This window comes from Dyella acidiphila (assembly GCF_014863405.1).
GTDB classification, from domain to species: Bacteria; Pseudomonadota; Gammaproteobacteria; order Xanthomonadales; family Rhodanobacteraceae; genus Dyella_B; species Dyella_B acidiphila.
This window is the reverse complement of sequence record NZ_JACZZA010000011.1, coordinates 47,947-67,697: the sequence shown is the minus strand read 5'-3', so window position 1 is coordinate 67,697 and position 19,751 is coordinate 47,947. Positions and strand designations below refer to the sequence as shown.

Annotated in this window: 21 protein-coding genes; 18 read left to right on the top strand and 3 right to left on the bottom strand. The window is 62.0% G+C overall.

Going from position 1 to position 19,751, the window contains the following annotated elements:
* Positions 1-21 precede the first annotated feature (21 nt).
* Positions 22-417 carry a RidA family protein gene (locus IGX34_RS16525; RefSeq protein ID WP_192556831.1) on the top strand — a complete coding sequence of 132 codons (396 nt, stop codon included), beginning with the start codon at positions 22-24 and terminating at the stop codon, positions 415-417.
* 30 nt (positions 418-447) lie between these two features.
* Here the strand turns inward: IGX34_RS16525 and IGX34_RS16520 are convergent, their stop codons facing one another.
* Both IGX34_RS16520 and IGX34_RS16515 read right to left on the bottom strand, forming a co-directional pair.
* Positions 448-1,200 carry a LytR/AlgR family response regulator transcription factor gene (locus IGX34_RS16520; RefSeq protein ID WP_192556830.1) on the bottom strand — a complete coding sequence of 251 codons (753 nt, stop codon included), beginning with the start codon at positions 1,198-1,200 and terminating at the stop codon, positions 448-450.
* Complete coding sequence (locus tag IGX34_RS16515; protein WP_192556829.1) at positions 1,197-2,396, bottom strand: sensor histidine kinase; 1,200 nt, start codon at positions 2,394-2,396, stop codon at positions 1,197-1,199. Before IGX34_RS16515 ends, IGX34_RS16520 begins: the two co-directional genes overlap by 4 nt.
* 153 nt (positions 2,397-2,549) lie before the next feature.
* Here IGX34_RS16515 and IGX34_RS16510 point away from each other — a divergent pair, with 153 nt between their 5' ends.
* The 8 genes from IGX34_RS16510 to IGX34_RS16475 all read left to right on the top strand — a co-directional run bounded on the left by IGX34_RS16510 (position 2,550) and on the right by IGX34_RS16475 (position 8,373).
* On the top strand, positions 2,550-3,470 hold the full coding sequence (locus tag IGX34_RS16510) for a sulfurtransferase (RefSeq protein WP_192556828.1): 921 nt from the start codon (positions 2,550-2,552) through the stop codon (positions 3,468-3,470).
* 2 nt (positions 3,471-3,472) lie between these two features.
* Positions 3,473-3,982 carry a YeeE/YedE thiosulfate transporter family protein gene (locus tag IGX34_RS16505; RefSeq protein ID WP_192556827.1) on the top strand — a complete coding sequence of 170 codons (510 nt, stop codon included), beginning with the start codon at positions 3,473-3,475 and terminating at the stop codon, positions 3,980-3,982.
* A complete protein-coding gene (locus IGX34_RS16500; protein WP_192556826.1) occupies positions 3,979-4,518 on the top strand; it encodes a YeeE/YedE thiosulfate transporter family protein in 540 nt (179 codons plus the stop codon). The genes IGX34_RS16505 and IGX34_RS16500 overlap by 4 nt, the downstream gene beginning before the upstream one ends.
* Entirely contained in the window at positions 4,488-5,099 is a 612-nt protein-coding gene (locus IGX34_RS16495) for a rhodanese-like domain-containing protein (protein ID WP_192556825.1), read from the top strand. The genes IGX34_RS16500 and IGX34_RS16495 overlap by 31 nt, the downstream gene beginning before the upstream one ends.
* Complete coding sequence (locus IGX34_RS16490) at positions 5,093-6,469, top strand: aminotransferase class V-fold PLP-dependent enzyme (RefSeq protein ID WP_192556824.1); 1,377 nt, start codon at positions 5,093-5,095, stop codon at positions 6,467-6,469. Before IGX34_RS16495 ends, IGX34_RS16490 begins: the two co-directional genes overlap by 7 nt.
* Before the next feature lie 70 nt (positions 6,470-6,539).
* Positions 6,540-6,938, top strand: coding sequence for an ArsR/SmtB family transcription factor (locus IGX34_RS16485; RefSeq protein WP_225737534.1), 399 nt, complete (start codon positions 6,540-6,542; stop codon positions 6,936-6,938).
* A complete protein-coding gene (locus IGX34_RS16480; RefSeq protein WP_192556823.1) occupies positions 6,916-7,398 on the top strand; it encodes an SRPBCC family protein in 483 nt (160 codons plus the stop codon). Before IGX34_RS16485 ends, IGX34_RS16480 begins: the two co-directional genes overlap by 23 nt.
* Positions 7,399-7,434: 36 nt before the next feature.
* Positions 7,435-8,373 carry an alpha/beta fold hydrolase gene (locus IGX34_RS16475; protein ID WP_225737533.1) on the top strand — a complete coding sequence of 313 codons (939 nt, stop codon included), beginning with the start codon at positions 7,435-7,437 and terminating at the stop codon, positions 8,371-8,373.
* Positions 8,374-8,416: 43 nt separating this feature from the next.
* Here IGX34_RS16475 and IGX34_RS16470 read toward each other — a convergent pair whose 3' ends face one another.
* A complete protein-coding gene (locus IGX34_RS16470; RefSeq protein WP_192556822.1) occupies positions 8,417-9,148 on the bottom strand; it encodes a YdcF family protein in 732 nt (243 codons plus the stop codon).
* A gap of 266 nt (positions 9,149-9,414) precedes the next feature.
* Between IGX34_RS16470 and IGX34_RS16465 the strand changes: the two genes are divergently transcribed.
* From IGX34_RS16465 to IGX34_RS16425, 9 genes are all read left to right on the top strand, one after another.
* Positions 9,415-10,038, top strand: coding sequence for an XrtA/PEP-CTERM system exopolysaccharide export protein (locus IGX34_RS16465; RefSeq protein ID WP_192556821.1), 624 nt, complete (start codon positions 9,415-9,417; stop codon positions 10,036-10,038).
* 97 nt (positions 10,039-10,135) lie between these two features.
* Positions 10,136-11,650 (top strand): XrtA system polysaccharide chain length determinant, encoded by a 1,515-nt coding sequence (locus IGX34_RS16460; RefSeq protein WP_225737532.1) that lies wholly within the window; start codon positions 10,136-10,138, stop codon positions 11,648-11,650.
* A gap of 2 nt (positions 11,651-11,652) precedes the next feature.
* A complete protein-coding gene (locus IGX34_RS16455; RefSeq protein ID WP_225737531.1) occupies positions 11,653-12,432 on the top strand; it encodes a P-loop NTPase family protein in 780 nt (259 codons plus the stop codon).
* Between the two features lie 61 nt (positions 12,433-12,493).
* Positions 12,494-13,864, top strand: a complete 1,371-nt coding sequence (locus IGX34_RS16450) for a porin family protein (RefSeq protein WP_192556819.1) — start codon at positions 12,494-12,496, stop codon at positions 13,862-13,864.
* A complete protein-coding gene (locus IGX34_RS16445) occupies positions 13,861-14,643 on the top strand; it encodes an alpha/beta fold hydrolase (protein ID WP_192556818.1) in 783 nt (260 codons plus the stop codon). Before IGX34_RS16450 ends, IGX34_RS16445 begins: the two co-directional genes overlap by 4 nt.
* Positions 14,643-15,467, top strand: a complete 825-nt coding sequence (locus IGX34_RS16440) for an alpha/beta hydrolase family protein (protein WP_192556817.1) — start codon at positions 14,643-14,645, stop codon at positions 15,465-15,467. The genes IGX34_RS16445 and IGX34_RS16440 overlap by 1 nt, the downstream gene beginning before the upstream one ends.
* Positions 15,464-16,468, top strand: coding sequence for a UDP-glucose 4-epimerase GalE (galE, locus tag IGX34_RS16435; RefSeq protein WP_192556816.1), 1,005 nt, complete (start codon positions 15,464-15,466; stop codon positions 16,466-16,468). Before IGX34_RS16440 ends, galE begins: the two co-directional genes overlap by 4 nt.
* Before the next feature lie 165 nt (positions 16,469-16,633).
* On the top strand, positions 16,634-18,196 hold the full coding sequence (locus IGX34_RS16430; protein WP_192556815.1) for an AGE family epimerase/isomerase: 1,563 nt from the start codon (positions 16,634-16,636) through the stop codon (positions 18,194-18,196).
* Positions 18,112-19,740 (top strand): oligosaccharide flippase family protein, encoded by a 1,629-nt coding sequence (locus tag IGX34_RS16425; RefSeq protein WP_192556814.1) that lies wholly within the window; start codon positions 18,112-18,114, stop codon positions 19,738-19,740. The genes IGX34_RS16430 and IGX34_RS16425 overlap by 85 nt, the downstream gene beginning before the upstream one ends.
* Positions 19,741-19,751 lie beyond the last annotated feature (11 nt).

Sequence of the window (19,751 nt, the reverse complement as noted above, 5' to 3'; positions counted from 1 at the left end):
CAAGGTGAGGATCACAGGCAAATGTCACTTGAATACATCAACCCGGCCGATTTGCCGACCCCGGAAACCTATACCCAGGTGGTCGTGGCAACGGGCAGCAAGTTGGTATTTATTTCTGGCCAGGAACCTGAGGATATACATGGCAACCTCGTAGGCCGAGGTGATCTTGCGGCCCAGGCACGTCAGGTGTACGGCAACCTCGGCCGCGCCCTTGCTGCCGCGGGCGCTGGACCCAGGCAAGTCGCAAGAATCACTGTCTACGTCGTCAATTACGAGCGTGACCGATGCCTGCCGATTATCGAAGAGGCCCGCAAAACACTGTTCGGGGATTACAAGCCTGCAGACGTGGTGCTTGGTGTGGCGTCGTTGTCTCCAGGCTATCTGATCGAGGTTGATGCGATTGCGATGCTGGATTAATTGCGACCGATCCCTGTCCCACACACCACATCACATAGCGCGAAAACGATGGCGAAACGCATCGCTTACGCGTAGCGGCTCAGTCATGCCATGCAGCCAGACCAGCAGGCGGCCATCCCCGTCCGGTTTAACCTGACGGATCGCCGACACGCGAACGATGGCGTTGCGGTGAACCCGCCAGAAGGCTTCAGGATCGAGCTTGGGGATCAGATCCTTCAGTGGCGTGCGGATGTATGCGGAATCGGTGGCGGTGGCGACGCGGGTGTACTTGTCCTCGGACTGGAAAAGAATGACGTCGCCGATGTGGATCATGCGCAGGGTGTCGCCGATGCTGGCGGTTATCCAGGTGATCATCTCCACCGGCTTCAAGCGGCCGGCGAGGCTATCGATCAATGCCGTGAAATCGACCTGTGTTGCGGGCTGGCGACTGCGCAGGCGTGCCACCGTTTCAATCAGGCGATCGCTGCGGATCGGCTTCAACAGATAGTCGATGGCGCCGGCATCGAAGGCTTTCACCGCGAATTCGTCATGCGCGGTGATGAAGACGACCTGGGCTGGACTGACGGCCTGCCGCGCAACCTCTAGGCCGCCAAGTCCCGGCATGCGGATGTCGAGGAAGGCAACATCCGGTTTCTCCGATGTCCACACATCGAGCGCGCTGATGCCGTTGTCGCATTCGGCGACGATCACCAGTTCCGGCCACAGTCGTGCCAGCATGCCGCGCAGCTCCGTTCGCTGCGGTTCTTCGTCCTCGGCGATAAGGGCCGTGGTGGGCGCGATCATGGAAACGCGAGCGGAATGTGGATGCACGCGCTCACCCCGCCTCCGGCACGTGATGCGATCTCGAAGCGTGCATGGGTTCCAAACCGATCGCGGAGCTGGGCGCGAACGTTTGCTAGGCCCAGGCCGGGCGTGGTGCCGGGTTGCAAGCCGCGGCCATCGTCTTCGACGTTCACGCTCAGGAACCCATTCGCGGTGCCTGCGGTGATCTTGATCATGCCGGGGCCCGGTTTCGGCTCGATGCCGTGGGTCATCGCGTTTTCCACCAGCGTCAGCAGGATCAGGGGCGGGAAGGGCATGGCCCGCACCTCGTCGCTTGCATCGACGTGGACCTCGACGCGCCCAGCCGTACGGACCTTCATGATCTCCAGATAGCCCATGCAAAGATCGATCTGGCGACCGAGCGTGGCTTCTTCGATGCCCGTGGTGCGGATCCGCGGCAACGCGATGCGCAGATACGCCGCGAGCGCGTCGATGGTGGTTGCCGCGCGCTCGGGTTCGCTAGCAATCAGCGACCGCACCGACGCCAGTGTATTGAAGAGAAAATGCGGTTCGACCTGCGCCTGCAGCAGGGCCAGCCGCATGTCCGCGGCATTCCGCTCTGCGCGCAGGTTTTCGATCTGGCGACCGGCTTCGAACTGGGCGATGCGTCGCTGCTCGCCGAGATAGTAGACCGTTGCATAACCGCCGCCCGCCAGGATCAGAGCGAACATGGATGCATTGACGTTGGAGCCGAGAAAATTTGAAACGGCCGCACCGAACCAATTGATTCGCATGTAATGCCCGGCATAGGCCTGCATGAGATGGGCGTGATAGGCGCCCACCCAGTTGAGCGCGACGATGCCCAGCCAGAGCCCCAGCAGGATCGCCAGAACTACCAGCACACGCTCCGCGGTGCCCGGAAAACGCCGATACCGGATCAACGTAGCGAGCAGGGGGCCGGCCGAGACTGCGATCAGCGATGCGATGCACGCCCTCAGTGCCAGCCCGGGCCAGTCGCCCCACGCCCCCGTGCCGGACGCATGCCAGGTCGCATAGGTACAACCGGCGAGAAGCGCCAGCGGCCACAACACGATTCCCCGGCGCAGCAGCCAGGGCCAGGTAAAGGTGCGGAAGCTCTGGTAGAGCGTCCAGCCACCCAGGTCCGACAGCACGCTTCGCGGCAGTCGGGCATGCAGGTCGTCGTTGGGAAAATCCATGTACGACACGTTAGCAAAGCATGCGCCGGGGCGCACACGAACCATCCGCGCCTGGGCCGTTTCATCGCATGGCCGACCAGGTCCGTCGCATGCCCATCCCACAGCGCTTCTGCGTGCCCTATACCTGTTGCACACATGACACCGGGAGAACCCATGCAGATCAAGATTCTGGCGAAGGCGGCCATGGCATTTGCGATCCTCGTTGGATCAGCGGCCCTGCCATATTGCGTACAGGCGCAGACTGCTGCGCAAGACACCACGCAAACCGAGCCGTGGGTATCCACGGCGTGGCTGGGCAGTCACCTGCACGACCTCAACCTCGTGCTGCTACAGGTCGGCGAAGCATCGCAGTACAAAACCACGCACATTCCTGGCGCGCGCTTCGTCAGTCTTGAGGATGTCGCCGCCACGTCGAGCAAACTTTCGCTGGAAATGCCTACGGCGCCGGAATTGCGCCAGCGGCTGCAGGGACTGGGCATCTCCGACGACTCCCGCGTGGTGGTGTACTTCGGAGACGATCAGGTCTCTCAGGCGACGCGGATATGGTTCACGCTGCAATCGGCCGGGCTGGGAGCGCATGCCGACCTGCTCGACGGCGGCATACCGAAGTGGCGCCGCGAGGGCCGCCCCCTGACTGACCAGGTCACGGCCACGCCGCCGGGAACACTGAAGCCCTTCAATCTGCAGCCGACCATCGTCGACGCCGCGTTTGTGCAGTCGCACGTCCGGCAGCCCGGTTATGTGCTTATCGATGCGCGCGCCACGATGTACTACGACGGCGTCGAACAGAGCGGTGCGGATGGCCACCTCCGCCGCGGCCACATCCCCGGTGCGCACAGCCTGCCGTTTACCGACATCACCAATGACGACCTGACCCTGAAAAAGCCGGCCGAACTGCTGGCCTTGTTCCGCAAGGCCGGCGTGAAGCCAGGCGATCGGGTGATTACCTATTGCCACATCGGCCAGCAGGGAACGGCAGCGTTGTTCGCGGCACGTGCCGTAGGGATCGATGCCGTGCTGTACGACGGTTCGTTCGAAGACTGGACGATGCGCGATCTGCCGGTCGAGCGCTGACGATGCGCCCGCTCCGTTCTTATGCCGACCCTCACCTGGCGGGCGTATGCCTGGGCCTGGTGCTGCTAGCCTGCTTCGCGCTGACCGGGCAGGGGCTGGGAGCATCCGGTGCATTCGCCAGCGTGGCGAGTGGCGTGATCAGCAACGTCTCGCCGGAGACGGCTGCGCATAGCGCCTACTTCCGCAGCTATCTGCAGGACGGTTCGCCGTGGACTGCCTGGATTGTCGTCGAGATCGTCGGTGTGCTGATCGGCGCCGCCGTTTCGGCGGCGCTGGCAGGACGAACACGATCGATGTTCGTCCGCGCCGCCCGTCCGTCCGCTGGCAAGCTGTTCGCCAGCGTCGCAGGCGGCATCTTGATGGGCATTGGGGCCGCGCTGGCACGAGGCTGCACCAGCGGCCTCGCCTTGAGTGGCGGTGCGGTGCTTAGTGTCGGTGCCTGGATCTTTATGGGCACACTGTTCCTCGCCGGCTTCGTTGCCGCGCCGCTCGTGCGCAGGCTCTGGCCATGAACGATCTGCTGATTGCGGGAGGCATCGGCGTGGCATTCGGCGCGGCACTCGAATGCGCCGGCTTGGGCGATCCGCCGAAGCTCGCCGGCCAGTTCTATCTGCGGGATTTCACCGTGCTCAAGGTGATGTTGAGCGCGATGCTGACCGCCATGCTCGGCGCCTTCTGGGGTGGCCGGCTGGGCCTGTTTGATTCCGCTGCGTTCTACGTGCCCGACACCTATCTGCTACCGCAACTCGTTGGCGGCCTGATCTTCGGGCTCGGCTTCGTGCTGAGCGGCCTATGTCCGGGTACCTCCTGCGTGGCGCTGGCCGGCGGCCGTATCGAAGGCGCCGCAACGATGCTCGGGTTGTTGGCAGGTCTGCTGCTCGTCGGCCTGGCGTTCCCCGCGATCGAATCTTTCTATCGCGCAACGCCGTACGGCCCATTGACGCTCCAAGGTCTCACAGGCTTGCCGTATGGCGTTGTGGTCGCGCTGGTCACGGTGATTGCCATTTCGGTATTGGCATGGATCGCGAAGCGAGAGGCAAGACCATGAAATGGGTGAGACAGCTTGGCATCAGTGCGCTTGCCTTGGGCCTGGGAGCGCCTTTCGCAGGGAGTTCCTTCCGCGCGCCGCAGCGAGGGCTGGATCTGGATTCCATCGCGCGTGCAATCGACCAAGGCTCCGACCACGTCAGTGCGCGCCAGCTGGCGGAGTGGATACGCGATCGCCGGCCTGGACTTCGCGTTATCGACGTACGTTCGCCGGCCGAGTTTCGCGACGATGCGATCCCGACAGCGGAGAATGTGCCGATCGACCAGTTGGCGAAGTCGCACTTCGCACCCGGCCAGACCATCGTCCTTTACTCGCAGGAAGGCGCGCATGCCGGCCAGGCGTGGGTGATGTTGCACTCGCTTGGCGTGACGCAAGCGGTATTCGTGCCGGGCGGTCTTGCCGACTGGCGCGAAGAGGTGCTGCATCCGTCGCTGCCGGCGAACGCCTCGACCGCGGAGCGTGCACAGATCGAGGCATTGAGCCATTACTTCGGTGGCTCTCCCCGCATCGGAGTAGAGCAGGGCGGCGACATGGCCAGTGCAACGCAGACCGGGCAGCGCCCGCGGAGGCGCGGATGCTGACGCATGCCATGGAACCCGCCGAGGCGAGCGATGCCTTCGACTTCGCCGCACTTCGCGCCCATGAATTCGCGCGGCTCGATACGGCCGGTATCGCTTATCTCGATTACGCGGCGAGTGCGCTTTACGGCGCCTCGCAGGCACGGGCGCAGGGCGAGCGGCTGGCGCACGGAATTTTCGGCAATCCTCACTCGGAGCATCTAGCCTCCCGCAACAGCGCTGCCGCACAGGCAGCCGCGCGCGCCTCGACGCTCGCCTTCTTCGATGCCGATCCGGATCTCTACGAAGTCTGCTTTACGGCCAACGCCACTGCAGCCCTCAAGCTCGTCGCTGAGAGCTATCCATTTTCGGCGCGCCACGGGCTCATTCTCTCGGCCGACAACCACAATTCCGTCAATGGCATGCGGGAGTTCGCCAGGCGCGCACAGGCACCCATCGGCGTGTTGCCGCTGGATGCGCAACTCCGGCTCGATCGCGGATCTGAAAACCTGCGGGCGAGCGTCGATCAACAGGGCGGGGGCTTGTTCGCATTCCCGCAGCAGTCCAATTTTTCCGGCGTGCTTCACGACCTGTCACTCGTCGAAGAGGCCCAGGCACTCGGATGCGATGTCCTGCTCGATGCCGCGGCGGCCGGCCCGTGCGGAGCGCTTAGTCTGCGGGAGCATTCCGCCGACTTCGTCGTGTGTTCGTTCTACAAGCTATTCGGCCTGCCGACCGGCGTGGGTGCCTTGATCGCGAAAAAGTCGGCACTGGGGCGCCTGCGCAGACCCTGGTTTTCGGGCGGAACGGTAGAGTTCGTCTCCGTCGCGCACGAGCGGCACGCTTTCCGGCCAGGTCACGAGGGTTTCGAGGATGGAACCCCCAACTTTCTCGATCTGGCCGCCATTGAATCTGGCTTCGCCTTTCTCGCTCGTATGCCGCGCTCATGCCTGCGTGCTCATCTTCAATCCCATGTGCGGCACTTCCTGGGCGCGGCAGCGACCTTACGGCACCGCAGTGGCGCGCCGCTGGTGCGCCTGTATGGCCCTCTGGATATGGAGCAGCGGGGTGGCATCGTGGCGTTCAACGTATTGCAGAACGACGGCAGCGTGCTGCCCTACGAGCATGTCGAGCGGCTGGCGCGCGAGCATGGCGTCGCCATTCGGGGTGGCTGCTTCTGCAATCCCGGGGCAGCCGAGCAGGCATTCGGATTCGATGCCTTGGGCGTGGATCGCTGCTTCGACAAACTTGAAGGCAACTTCAGTATGGAGGCATTCCGGCGCTGCACGGAGCGTACCGCTACCGTTGGCGCATTACGGTTATCCGTTGGTGCCCCCACGACGCACGAAGACATCGAGCGTGCCGTGGCATTGATCGCTGCGTGCGGCGAATAGGTTCAGCGGCTGCAGTATTCGGTACATCTTTGACTTCAAGCGGGAGCACGTCTACAGCGGAACCACCGGCTTGCAAATCGCCCATGCCCGCCGTACAGTGAACCATATGGTTCACTATCAAGCCCGCCTCGACGCAACGTTCGCTGCGCTCTCCGATGTCACCCGACGCGGGGTACTGGAGCAGCTCGGGGGCTCAGACGCCTCAATCACCGACCTTGCCCAACGGTTTGACATGACCCTCACGGGCATGAAGAAGCACGTCTCCATCTTGGAGCAGGCGGGGCTCGTGACCACGGAAAAGGTCGGGCGCGTACGAACCTGCAAGCTCGGCCTGCGCCGGCTGGAAGAAGAGGCCGCCTGGATCGAGCAGCATCGCCAACTCTGGAGCGCGCGCTTCGACGCGCTGGACAAGCTTGTCGAGCACTTGAAAAGCAAGGAGAACGCAAATGAACGAAGCAAAAAAAGGTAGTACCACCGTGGAACGCAAGTCCGACCGCGAACTTGTCGTGACGCGAACGTTCAATGCCCCGGTGCACATCGTCTTCGAAGCGTGGAGCAAGCCCGAATTGTTCAAACTTTGGTGGATTCCGAAGTCGGCGGGCATGTCGATGGTCTCGTGCGACATGGATATTCGCACTGGCGGCAAGTATCGCCTCGTGTTTAGCCATCCGGACTTCGATCAACCGATGGCGTTCTTCGGCACGTACAAAGAAGTCACGCCGCACAAACGCATCGCATGGACGAACGAAGAAAGCGAGCAGGGTGCCGTGACCACGGTGACATTCGAAGAAAATGCCGGCAAGACGCTGGTTACCCTGCACGAGATTTACCCCACCACAGACGCCCTCGAAGAAACCCTTGCCGGTTCGGCGGAAGGCCTGCCCGAACAGTTCGCGCAGCTCGATGAGTTGCTCGCAGGCAGATCGTGACCGCAGCGCGGCCATCGGTGTATGGAAGGCGTGGCGATGAAATACGGAATCATCGCCACGCTGGCTACCTCGGCCTTACGTGAGGACGATATGCTCAGACGCGACTTCCTGAAGACGGCCATGGCGACCGCCGTGCTGACTGCTGCGCTTCCCATCGTTCAAGCCAAGGAGACTCCCGCCATGTCGAACGAGAATTTTGCCGACGTCAATGGTCAGCACCTCTTTTACAGCGTGCATGGCGCCGGCAAGCCGCTCATTCTTCTCCATGGCGGCATCAACCCAGACAGCTTCGGCAGCAATCTGGCCGAGCTGGCCAAGGGCCGGCAGGTGATCGCCGTCCATCTCCAGGCACATGGGCGCACGCCAGACACAAACAGGCCACTGCGCAGTGAAACGATGGGCGACGATATTGCCGCCCTGATCGCCCATTTGAACCTCGCCAAAGCCGATGTAATGGGTTACTCGCTGGGCTCCAGCGTCGCGCTGCAGACCGCCATCCGTCATCCGGCTGTGGTCGACCGGCTGGTGCTCGTGTCTGCTGCGATGAAGCAGGACGGCTTTTATCCGGAGGTAGTGACGGCTTTCAAACAGTTGGAGGCCAACGCTGCCACGTTCGGTCCTGGCGTCAAGGCGTCGCCGTTAGGACAGACCTATCCCGGTGTCGACTGGACCAATCTCTTCCGGAAAGTCGGTGACATGACCAAACGCCCCTTCGACCGGAGCGCAGACGTCGCCAAACTTCACGTTCGCACGCTGCTGATCTTTGCCGACGCTGACGCCATCCGGCCCGAACACATGGTCGAGTTCTGGAAGGCGCTGGGCGGCGGGCGGCGCGATGCCGGGCTCGATGGCTCTTTGCGGTCCGCAAACGAGCTTGCCATCTTGCCGAACACCACTCACTACACGCTTCCCCTTGATCCCATGCTGCCGGAGGTCGTCGGACGCTTCCTCGGAGCTGGATTGAAGGCAGGGTAGTTCTGCGGGTCACGGTGCCTGCGGCATTCGTGCCCTTGGCTGCTCAGGCCCAGCCGCGCAATCGGTACCACCAGAGGGCGCCAAATTCGCGCAAGCAATGGCCGCTCACGTGTAGGGCGGATCGCCTTGGCCACCAGGGATGCGCTTGCCAGTAGGGATAATCCGGATCGTAGGCGGGGGCTGGGACTACATCGAGCCCCTGCTTGGCGAAGGCTGCCGCGGCGCGTGCCATATGAAAGCCGGAGGTCACCAGCAGGATGTGCAGCCGCTTTGCGCGCTTGAGCATGGCGGCCGAGAACACGGCATTCTCATGCGTATTCGTGCTTGCCCATTCCGTCTGCAATGCGCTGGCTGGCACACCTTCCTGCAACAGTCTCTGTGTCATTCGCTGAGCCTGGTCACTGCCGGAAAGCAGCACCACGTCGGCGCGTGAATCGCGGAACAACTGCAAGCCGAAGCCGATTCGCGTAGCAAGACTATCGGCATCGTCTGCATCCCGATCGGAACCCGACGGCAGCAACGCTCCGCCGCCCAGGATAACGATCGCATCGGACTTGGCATAGGTGGCCGCATCTCGCGGTGGATAGTGCCGTTCCAGCGCTTCGCGCAAGCGCATGGCCATGGCAGGGGTGGCGCATAGCCACAACCAGCACGCGCCTAACACCAGCAGCGCTGTGGCGGAGCGATAGCGGCGACGGCATAAAAGAACGAGGCCGGCGGCGGCAAGGATGGCCGTTTGGTAGAGCGGGTAAAGCAGGTGCTCAAGCAGATCCATCGCTCCCCTCGCTGGCTGTCCAGGTCATTCGGCAGGTCGGATGGAGGCTCAGCCAAGTCCCATCTAGCGCTTAGGTACCGAGGATGTCGGGCTTCGCGTTAGCTCCTCCATACGCGCCAGCACTGGCTCAAAAAGCATGCCAAGTCTTGCGCTCTGGAAAAATATTGCCCACTTTTTTCCAAATTCATCTATTGCTTTGCGAATTTGTCAAGAGCATATAATGAGACAGGGATCACATTTTACGATCATCACCGGCCGAGATCGCCATGAAGAGGCTCTGTCGCTGTTTTGCACTGTGTCTGCCATGGCTGCTGGCTGCCTGTACAACGACGGGCGGTTCCAGCGCGCCGCCGAAGCTCAATACCGAAATGCAGGCTGTAACCACGTACCACATTGGTGTTGACGACCAGTTACAAATCACCGTTTGGCATAACCCGGACCTCAGCGTTAGCGTCCCGGTGCGGCCGGACGGCAAAATCACCGTTCCGCTGATTGGCGACGTGGTCGCTGGCGGACGAACCCCGGACCAAGTCTCCGCCGACATCAAAGACAAACTGCAGTCTTATATTCGCGATCCACAGGTTGCGGTCATTCTCGTTGCGCTGCGCAGCAATGAGTATCTGTCGCGAGTGCGGGTCACCGGCGCGGTACGTAGCCCGATTTCCATTCCTTATCGCCAGGGCATGACGGTGCTGGACGCGGTCCTGGCCGCCGGCGGTATTACTGAATTTGCCGCGCCCGACCGCACTGAACTGTATCGCAAAGGCGATGGCGGGAGTTCGGATTCATACGCCGTGCATTTGGACAAAATTCTGCAGAAAGGCGATATCGCCAACAACTATCCGGTACAGCCGGGGGACGTGATCACAGTGCCGCAGCGTGCGTTCTGATCGCGCGCTCAGCGCCTATGGGATGCCTGCAAGCGGTTTTTAGGGATGTGGAAAGAAGAGGGATGTTATGGGGGGAGAACTCGCACCTTTAGGCGGCATGCTGCCTGCACTGTTGACCGAAGTGCGGCGGCGCCGCATGGCCGTGGGCGTCGCGTTTGCCGTGATTGCGATCGCGGCACTGGTCGCGGGCATGTTCTGGCCAAAAAAATACGAAGCTTCCACCACCATTCTGGCGCAGGAAAGCAACATCATTACGCCACTGATGGAGGGGGCGGCCGCGGCGACGGCGAACACCAATCGGGCGGGTATCGCCCAGAATGTGATCTTCAGCCGCAAAGTGCTGGACCAGATTCTGGAGGTCGGCGGCTGGATGGCGACGCATCCGACGCCGATCCAGCGCGACATCATCACCGAGGGCATTCGAGCCCGTACCAAGGTGCAGATCTCGCACGGCAATTTGATCACGATCAGCTATACCGATTCCGAGCCGAGACGGGCGTTCCTGGTAACACAGGCGTTCGCGCATCTTTTCATCAGCGAAAGCCTCGCCTCGAAACAGCGCGAAAGCCGCGACGCCTACGATTTCATCAATAGCCAGGTCGAGGCCTACCGGCGCAAGCTGACCGACGCCGAAGACAAGCTCAAGTCCTATCGCGACTCCAATGTGGACGCCCGGCCCGGTAGCGATTCCGATACCAATTCGCGCATCAGCCAGCTGCGTACGGAAATCGAGAATACGCAGTTGCAGCTGACCGAAAAGCGCTCGCAGGCGGCGGCGTTGCAGGCACAGCTGTCTGGCGAGTCGGAAGTCAACGCGGTGCATACCACGCAAGGGATCTATGACACCCAGCTCGCCGATCTGCAGAGCCAGCTCGACAAACTTCTGCTCACCTATACCGACCAATACCCCGACGTAATCCGACTTCGGCATCAGATCCAGGACCTGCGCCAGCAGATGGCTCTGTCGGATCAGCGCAAGCAGGCGGCACAGGCGGCCGGTACGCCGATACCCCTGGATAACGCGGTGCAGATGAATCCGCTTTATCAGCAACTGAAGATCCAGCTTGCCGCTACGGAAAGCGATGCCGCCGCCGCCGAAGCGCGCATCGGGGCCAGCAATTCGATGCTTGCCACGGAATTGGACCGAAGCAAACGCATCTCCAACTCGGAAAATGTAACCTCCGAGCTGACGCGCGACTACGACGTCAATCGCGACGTCTACCAGGACCTGTTGAAGCGCCGTGAGAACGCGCGGGTGTCGATGAATCTCGACGCCGAGCAACGCGGCCTGACCTTTCTTATCCAGAATCCCGCGGTGGTGCCGCTGGTGCCGTCAGGCCTGCGCTTCATGCACTTCGGAGCGGCCGGCCTGCTGTTATCGATCGCCATCCCGTTCGGCTTGTTGTTCGCCCTGGTGCGTTTCGACCCGCGGGTGCGTTCAGCCGACCAGTTGGAGCGCGCGCTCGGTGCCAACGTCCTGGCAGCGGTTCCGTTCTACCCAACTCCGCGTGATCGCCGACGCGACCGGCTGCACAACACCCTGTTGATCTTGATCGCAGTGGGGGTCGCCGCGTTTTACCTGATTCTTTTCTGGGTCCGGCACAGGGGTTGAGCATGAGTACCCATGACGAAAGCGTTTTTACCGATCGCCGGGATCCTAAGGCCGGTGCCGGCGTACGTAACATCGAAGACACTCCCTCGCCGAGCCATTCGATTGCGTTGATGACGGAAGGTGGGCGTGCGCTGGTGCCTGCGCAGTTGGAACAGCGGCGCTTGATCCACCGCGAGGATTCGGTACGCCGCCAGTCCGATGCGTTTCGCGAAATTCGCACGCGCCTGCTCCAGCTTGCGGGTGGCCAGAACTTCATCACCCTGGTGGTCTCGGTCAGTCCGCATTCGGGCGGCAGTTTCGTGGCGCGCAATCTGGCGGCGGCGTTCGCCTTCGACGAAGCGAAGACCAGCTTGCTGGTCGATTGCAATCTGCGCTATCCGAGTCAGCACAAGGCGCTGGGCGTGGATCCCGAAAAAGGCGGCTTGATCGAATATCTCGAGCACCCCATCCGCGGCCTCAAATCGATCATCTACCAGACCGGTATTCCGCGCATGCGCCTGGTGCCGGCGGGTACGTCACGCGAAAACGGCGGCGAATTCTTCTCGTCGTTCCGCATGCGCGCGATGCTCGATTCGCTGCGCTGTCGCTACAGCGACCGCTACCTGTTTCTGGATGGGCCGGCCGTCAACGGCTCCCCGGACGCGCGCATCTTGTCGGATCTGGCCGACTTTGTGGTGGTGGTGGTGGGTTATGGGCGCGATACGCCGGCCGCCATCAATCAGGCGGTCGCCAATTTCGACCCAGGCAAGCTCGCGGGAGTGGTTTTCAATCAGTCGGCGTAGGAAGAAAGGCGACTGGGCTGCAGCGCATTCGAGGCAACGCACTTAGGGAAGGGGGGAGGAAATGCCGGCATCTACCACGCTCGCTCGGGTCATGGCGCTTGCGCTTGCCGTCGCGCCGGGTGCGGTATGGGCCTCGCAGTTCGATTACTCGATCTTCGGCAGCATCGAACATAGCGACAACATTACGCTGAGCGACAGCAACCCGATCAGCCAGAACGTCTTCATGCCGGGGTTCAATTTCAACTACCTGCAGCAAGGCTCGGTATTCCAGGCCAACGTAAGCGGCACGTTCCAGGATGACTATTATCTCGGGCATCAATTTGCCAATCAGACACAGACCGAGCTGGCCGGTCAGGCCAATTGGACGATACTGCCGAAGCGATTGGACTTCACCGTCGAGGATTACGCCGGCGTTGAGCCGGTCGACTCGCTGGCCAGCAATGCACCGAACAACCGGCAACAAACCAACGTCGTATCGCTGGGGCCGACACTGCACCTTCAGTTCGGCGACGTCATGCGCGCGCAAGTCGAGCTCCACTATCTCAACAGCTACGCCTCGAAGGTGCAGGACTTCAATTCCAGCCGTGGCGTGGCGGCGTTCCGGCTGTATCGCGATCTCAATCCGACCGACACGATTTCGCTGAATCTCGAATCGCAGCGGGTGAGATTCGACGATAACGTCACCACCGACTTGGTCGATGGGGTCGACAGCACCCTGGCGACACCCAATTACACACGCGACGAAGCCTACGCCCGCTACACCAGCACGCTCGCGCACTTCAGTGCCGATGTGCTGGCAGGCTGGTCGAAGATCGACTTTGATCATGCCCGCGGCGATTCCAAGCCCATGGCGAGGATCACCCTGGATTGGCAATTCACTCCGCACCAGACCTTGTCCACTACCGGCGCCTATCAGTTTTCCGACGCCGCGCAGGACATGTTTTTGCAGCCTGGGCAGAGCGTCGTCAACATCCTGGACGAGAATCCGACCGACTTTCTCTACAACCCCGGTGGGGGCATCAGCACCGGCAATCTGGTGATCGACTCGGAGGTTTATCTCGAAAAGACCCTGGAGGCGACCTACACCTACCACACCGAACGCTTGCAGCTGTCGATTTCGCCGACGTACGACAAGCTTTCGTATTTGAATAACGACACGTTCGATCAATCCACCCGCGGCGGCACGGTCAGCGCCGATTATCGCCTTCGCCCGAGCACGGTGATTACCGCCTTCGCCAATGCAGAAAGGTTGACGTATACGTCGCTGGAGCGGACCGACAAGACCTATCGCTATGGCGTGGATCTCGGGCATCAGTGGGCGCCGCACTGGACCTGGCACGTTTCCTACATCCGGCAAGTGCGGAACAGCAACGCGATCGACCAGAGCTACCACGAGAACGAAGTGTTTTTCAGCGTGGTGTTCAAGCGATGAGCGCGCGCCCCGAAACAGAGGTGCCGTTCTATTTTGGGCCGGAAAGCGCGCTGTTCGGCCTGTTCCACGCGAGCGCCACACCGGCGCGGAAGGCGGTGCTGCTATGCCCGCCGCTGGGGCAGGACCAGATACGTTGCCATCGCCTTTACCGGCAACTGGCGCAGGCGCTGGCAGCCGAAGGCATTGCCGTCCTGCGCTTCGACTATTACGGCACAGGAGACTCGGCGGGCGGCAGCGTGGAGATGGATTGGCAGCGCTGCCTGGCCGATACCGCGGCCGCGGCCAACGAACTGCGGGCGCGCAGCGGTGTTGACCGCGTGTTGGCGTTTGGCGCGCGCCTGGGCGGAAGCATTGCGTTGGCATCGGCGGCGCAGGCACGCCTTGCCGGCATCGTGGCATGGGACCCCGTGCTCGACGGTCGCGCGTACGTGGCGCAGCTCGATGCGATGCAGTCGGCGCTGCGCCTCGACGGGCAACGTTTCATGGTGCCGCGCAAAGCAGACGATGTCGCCGCGCAATGGCTCGGATTTGCGATCAGCGACGGGTTTCGTCAGCAGCTGGCGAATTTGCATGTCGACCGCCCGGCCGCGCCGATGCTTCTGCTCGACTCGCTTGCATCCGATGCGCCGCCATCCTGGGGCGGCTTCATGATCGATGCCGCCGCCGTCAGACGCATGGAGTCTGCCACGCCCTGGAACGATCCACGCCGGCTCGAGGTGGCCATTCTGTCGCACCCGCTGATCCAGGCCGTCACGCAACATGTGCGGGAGGCGGCGTGATGCAAGAGCGGGCTTTCCGTTTTGGACGCGCACGGCATCTGGTCGGCATCGCCGGATTGCCGTCGACGCAAGCACCGGAAACGGTTGGCGTGATCGTGCTCAACGCGGGACTGGTGCATCGGATCGGACCGTTCCGCCTGCATGTGGAGATGACCCGCCGGTTGAATGCCGATGGCTATCCCACCTTGCGCTTCGATCTTTCCACCATCGGCGATAGCGCCGCCAGCGGCGAGTCGCAGACCCGCAAACAGCAGATCTGCGCAGATGTGGAGGACGCGATGCATCTGCTCGGCGAGCAGGCCGCGTGCACGCGTTTTGTATTGATCGGCCTGTGTTCCGGTTCGCAAAGCGCGCACATGGTGGCGTGCAGCGACCCCAAGGTGGCCGGCGCGGTTTTTCTCGACGGCTACGCGTATCGCACGGTCGGTTATCACCTGCGCTATTACCTCCCGCGCCTGCTGGACATGAAACGTTGGCTGCTCGTCCTTTCACGCCGACGCCAGGCGCCAGAGGGCAGCGGCGAGCCAGCCTTTACCGTGGCGCCCTTGCCGCAAGCGGTGGTACGCGCCGATTTCGCCGGCATGCTCGATCGCGGCCTCAAGCTGTGCCTGATCTATAGCGGCGGGATCAGCCGGTATTTCAATCACGCGCGCCAGTTCCGCGAATGTTTTGGCCGGGTCGTCAGCCGCCCAGGCGTCTTTACCCGGTTCCTGAAGGAAGCCGATCACACCTACATCCTCACCGGCGATCGCAACCGACTGCTGGACAACGTCGAGCGCTGGCTTTCCGACAATTTTCCCGTCATGACGGGGGGATCCCCATGAATACAGTCCTGGTTACCGGCGGCGCCGGCTATATCGGCAGTCACGTCGTCCAGCAATTGGTGGCGCGGGGCGAGCGCGTGGTCGTGATCGACAACCTCAGCACCGGCTTTCGCGAAGCCGTGCGCGGCGCCGAATTGGTGATCGGCAACGTCGGCGATCCGGGTCTGGTAAGCCATGTCATGGCCGCGCATCGGTTCGATGCAGTGATGCACTTTGCCGCACACACCGTCGTACCCGAATCGGTCTGCGATCCACTCAAGTATTACGGCAACAACACCTGCAATACGCGGAATTTGCTGGCGTGTTGCGCGGATGCGGGCATCGATAAATTCATCTTTTCGTCGACGGCGGCGGTCTATGGCGTCACGGACAACGGTGTTGCCGATGAAGATACGCCGACGCGTCCGATCAATCCGTACGGCACTTCCAAGCTGATGTCCGAAACCATGTTGCGTGACCACAGCGCCGCCGGCGCGATGCGGCACGTGATACTTCGCTACTTCAATGTCGCCGGCTGCGATCCGGATGGCCGTATCGGTCATTCCACGCCCAACGCGACCTTGCTGATCAAGGTGTGCTGCGAGCACGCCGTGGGGATTCGCGACAGCCTGTCGATTTTCGGCACCGACTACGACACGCCGGACGGCACCGGTATTCGTGACTACATCCATGTCGACGACCTGGCGGCAGCACATCTTTGTGCACTCGATCATCTTCGCTGCGGTGGCAATTCGCTCACCCTGAACTGCGGTTACGGCCATGGCTACAGCGTGCGTGAAGTCATCAACGCCGTCGCCAGGGTAGGTGGCAAGCCGCTCAATGTGATTGAATTACCGCGACGCGCCGGCGACATTCCCATGCTGATCGCCTGTAGCGACCGGCTCAAGCACGTACTCGACTGGCAGCCACATTACGACGATCTCGATTTCATCGTCGCTACCGCACTGCGCTGGGAACAGCAGCTTTTGTACAAGCGCCTGCCGCTCTCGTCGGTGGCTTGAATGCCTGCAAACCGGTCGACACGGATGACTTGGTGGCTGGTGGCTGTCTTGGTCCTTATAAGCGCCACACAGGTCAGCGCCCGGACACGCCCTGCGGGTGCGGCGTCGCATAGTACGCCGGCAGTCCATGCCGCGCCGGCGGACACTACGCCGGATCAGCGCATCGTGGTGCATCGTAACGCCGGCAAGGATGCGGACGTACTGGTGTCGGTGGGCATTCCATTCCCGCCTGGCATGCTGCGCGATCCACGCATGGTGCGCATTCTCGACGAAAGCGGCGCGGAAGTGCCGGCTGCGGTCCATACCACGTTGCTGTGGTACGCCAAGGACGGCAGCGTTCGCGCTGTCAGCGCGCAATTTCACGCCCATCTTGGCGATGATGCCGAGACGTTCTATTTCGCCCTCGGCAAGCCGCGCCAGCGGGATCTGCCCGCATGGCCTTACGCCAACGGGCTGGTTCCCGACGTGCAGGGTTTGAAGGTGGCTGCCGCCCTGGCAACGCTGAGTCCGGTGTGGCTGTGCAACTCGTTGATAGCGGGCCCGCAGTTTCCTGCGCCGCCTGATGAAGCCTACGCCAACTACGTCGCGACCCAGTTTCAATGGGCGCGACCGTTGCCGGTGAACGACCCGACGGCGTGGCTGTTCGACCGGCCCAGCACGTTGTTCAAGGCCTACATCCGCACTGGGCGTTTCGACTACCTGCAAGCGGCCGATCTCAGTTATCACTTCTACATGAAATACATCCGCCGCGACGGCCTGGCGATGAGCCCGTTCTGTGCCGGCGGATGGACGTACAACGACAAGCCCTGCGACGTGAAGTACGTCTACGTCGAGCCGATCCTGCTTGCGCTGGGGCTTACCGGCGACGACAGCGAGCACGATCTGGGCACGGTCGACAAGATGATGACGCTGTGGGAAAACGGCGGCTGGGGCAACCGGCCAGGGCCTTATACGCGTCCTTCGCTGCATTTCACGGAGCGCATGACCGGACTGGGTCTGCTGGAAACCGTCAGTGCGTATGAATTGACTGGCGATCACCGCTATCTGGAGCGCGTCGAAGATCGTATCGGCTGGCTATACGAGCATCAGCGCAACAATCCGGATGGCCTCGGCGACGATGGCTCCTGGCGCAACAGCTGGAATCTGCATGAAGACGATTCGTGGAATCCTTCCACGGACGTACGCGGCACCTCGCCCTGGATGACGGAAAACATCATCGATGGGCTGTGGCACGCCTGGCTGGTCACCGGCGATCCGCGCATACCCACCATGGTCACAGCCTTTGGCCGGTACCTGGAGCAATACGGCTGGATCAAGCCCGATCTGCTGCATTATGAGCACGATTGGCGCAACCCCTGTTCCGGTCCGGATGGTCAGATTGCCTGGTATTGGTCGTCGTCGCATGCCGACACGAAGGCGCTCTCGCACATCGAAGACTCCGATGGCTGGTACAGCGATGCGCATACAGTCGAGATAGCGTTGCCGGTGGCTGCGGCCTATTACTTCGAAAAGGACGCCAGGCAAAGCGCCGCCTTGAAGCACAGGCTCGATGCACTGACATCTTCCTACAACATGGATTGTGCCAAATCGGCCGATCCGCTGCGGCGATTCAATTGGAACAATCGCGGCGCCGGCGTCGTCGCGTGGCTGATCCGCCAGCCTCCCGGCAGCGGTGCCACGGCGGCACCAGAAGCACCCCTGGCATCCACCAAAAGCGTGACGCCATGAAGCAACGCATGGAGGTATTGCGCAGCGTCACCCTGGTCTCGGCCGCCACGTATGTCGAGTATGCGTTGGGCCTGGTCGTCAGTATCTGGATCGCGCGCACGCTGGGACCGGAGGATTTCGGCCGGTATGCTTTCACCGTGTGGTTGTGCAGCTGGTTGATGACCTGCAGCAATCATGCGTTGACGACCTCGTCGACCAAGTTCATTGCTGAAGCGGACGGGGCAGGGCGGCCTGATCTTGCGTCGCATATCGCCCATCGCTTGAGTCGCTACCAGCACCTGAGCTCGCTGATCGTCGTGCTGCTGTTTGTCGCTGCGATCCTGGTGATCCGTCCGGTCGAATGGCGGCAATCGCTATGGCCGATCATCACCCTGGTGATCATCGCCGTGGTTTCCAAAGCGAACTACGCGATGCTGGTGGCGATCGAAAAAGGACAGGAAAGTTTTGAGCCGGTGTCGATTGCAACGGTGCTTGCCGGCGTCATCAACGTCGGGCTGATCAGCGCCGCTACCGTGATGCATGCCGGTTTGGTGGCGTTCTTCGCGGTGTTCGCGGTGACCTGCCTGATGTTGAACCTGATCAACCGGCTCGCCTTTGACAAGTACTGTCGGCCCTTTTCCGCCGGCCCGATTCCGGATGACGTGAGCAAGCGGCTTTCGCGCCACCTGCGACTGACCGCCGCGCTGGTGTTGCTGATTTCGCTGCGCTCGAGCACGATCGAAGTGTTCCTGCTCAACACCTATGCGACGTCGGTCGCGGTCGGCTTTTTCGCGATCGCCTCTACGCTGACGCGTGGTGCTGTCGAACTGCTCTCCGTCGGCCTGACCACCACCTTGCTGCCGTACATGGCCAAATCATTCGGCAAGAGCGGCACGGGACAAGCTGCGCGCCTGCTCACCGAGGCAACCCGGTTCTATTGGGCGACAGGCTTGGTAATTGCGGGTGTAGGGCTGGTCACTACCCCCGAAATCGTCACATTGATGTACGGCAACCGCTACGTCGGGGCGATCCCGGCGATCGAGGCCATGCTCGTGCTTGCGGGACTGCTCCTGATCAGCAACAGCATCGCGGCCTTCCAGATCGTGGTCGACCGCCAGGACGATCGCGTGCGCATCTCCGTGCTCGCCCTGATCGTCAATGCTGTGTTCGGAGCCGCGCTGGTGCCGTTCTTCGGCCTCACCGGAGCAATGATCACCTACGCAGCGACACGCTGCGCGGAACTGGGCCTGGCCATGTTCTATTTGCGCAAAGTCACCAGCGGCAGCTTGCCGCTGATGCCCATGGCGCGCCTGTTCGCCGCCGCCCTGGTGGCGACGGCGGTGGCGTGGCTGAGCGTGGCGGTGATCCCCAGTCGCTTCGGCTTTATCGTCGGCGGTCTCATATTTGTGGGTCTGTTCGTGCCGGCCAGTTTTGTGGTGCGGTACTGGACCGAGGAAGACTATCTATTGATGGCGAGGATTACTGACCGCCTGGGGCCACCCGGGCGCACGCTGATGCGGCGCTTGAACAGCCTGCACGGAGTGGCGGCCAAGGTGTCCTCCTGATTGGCTCTGGC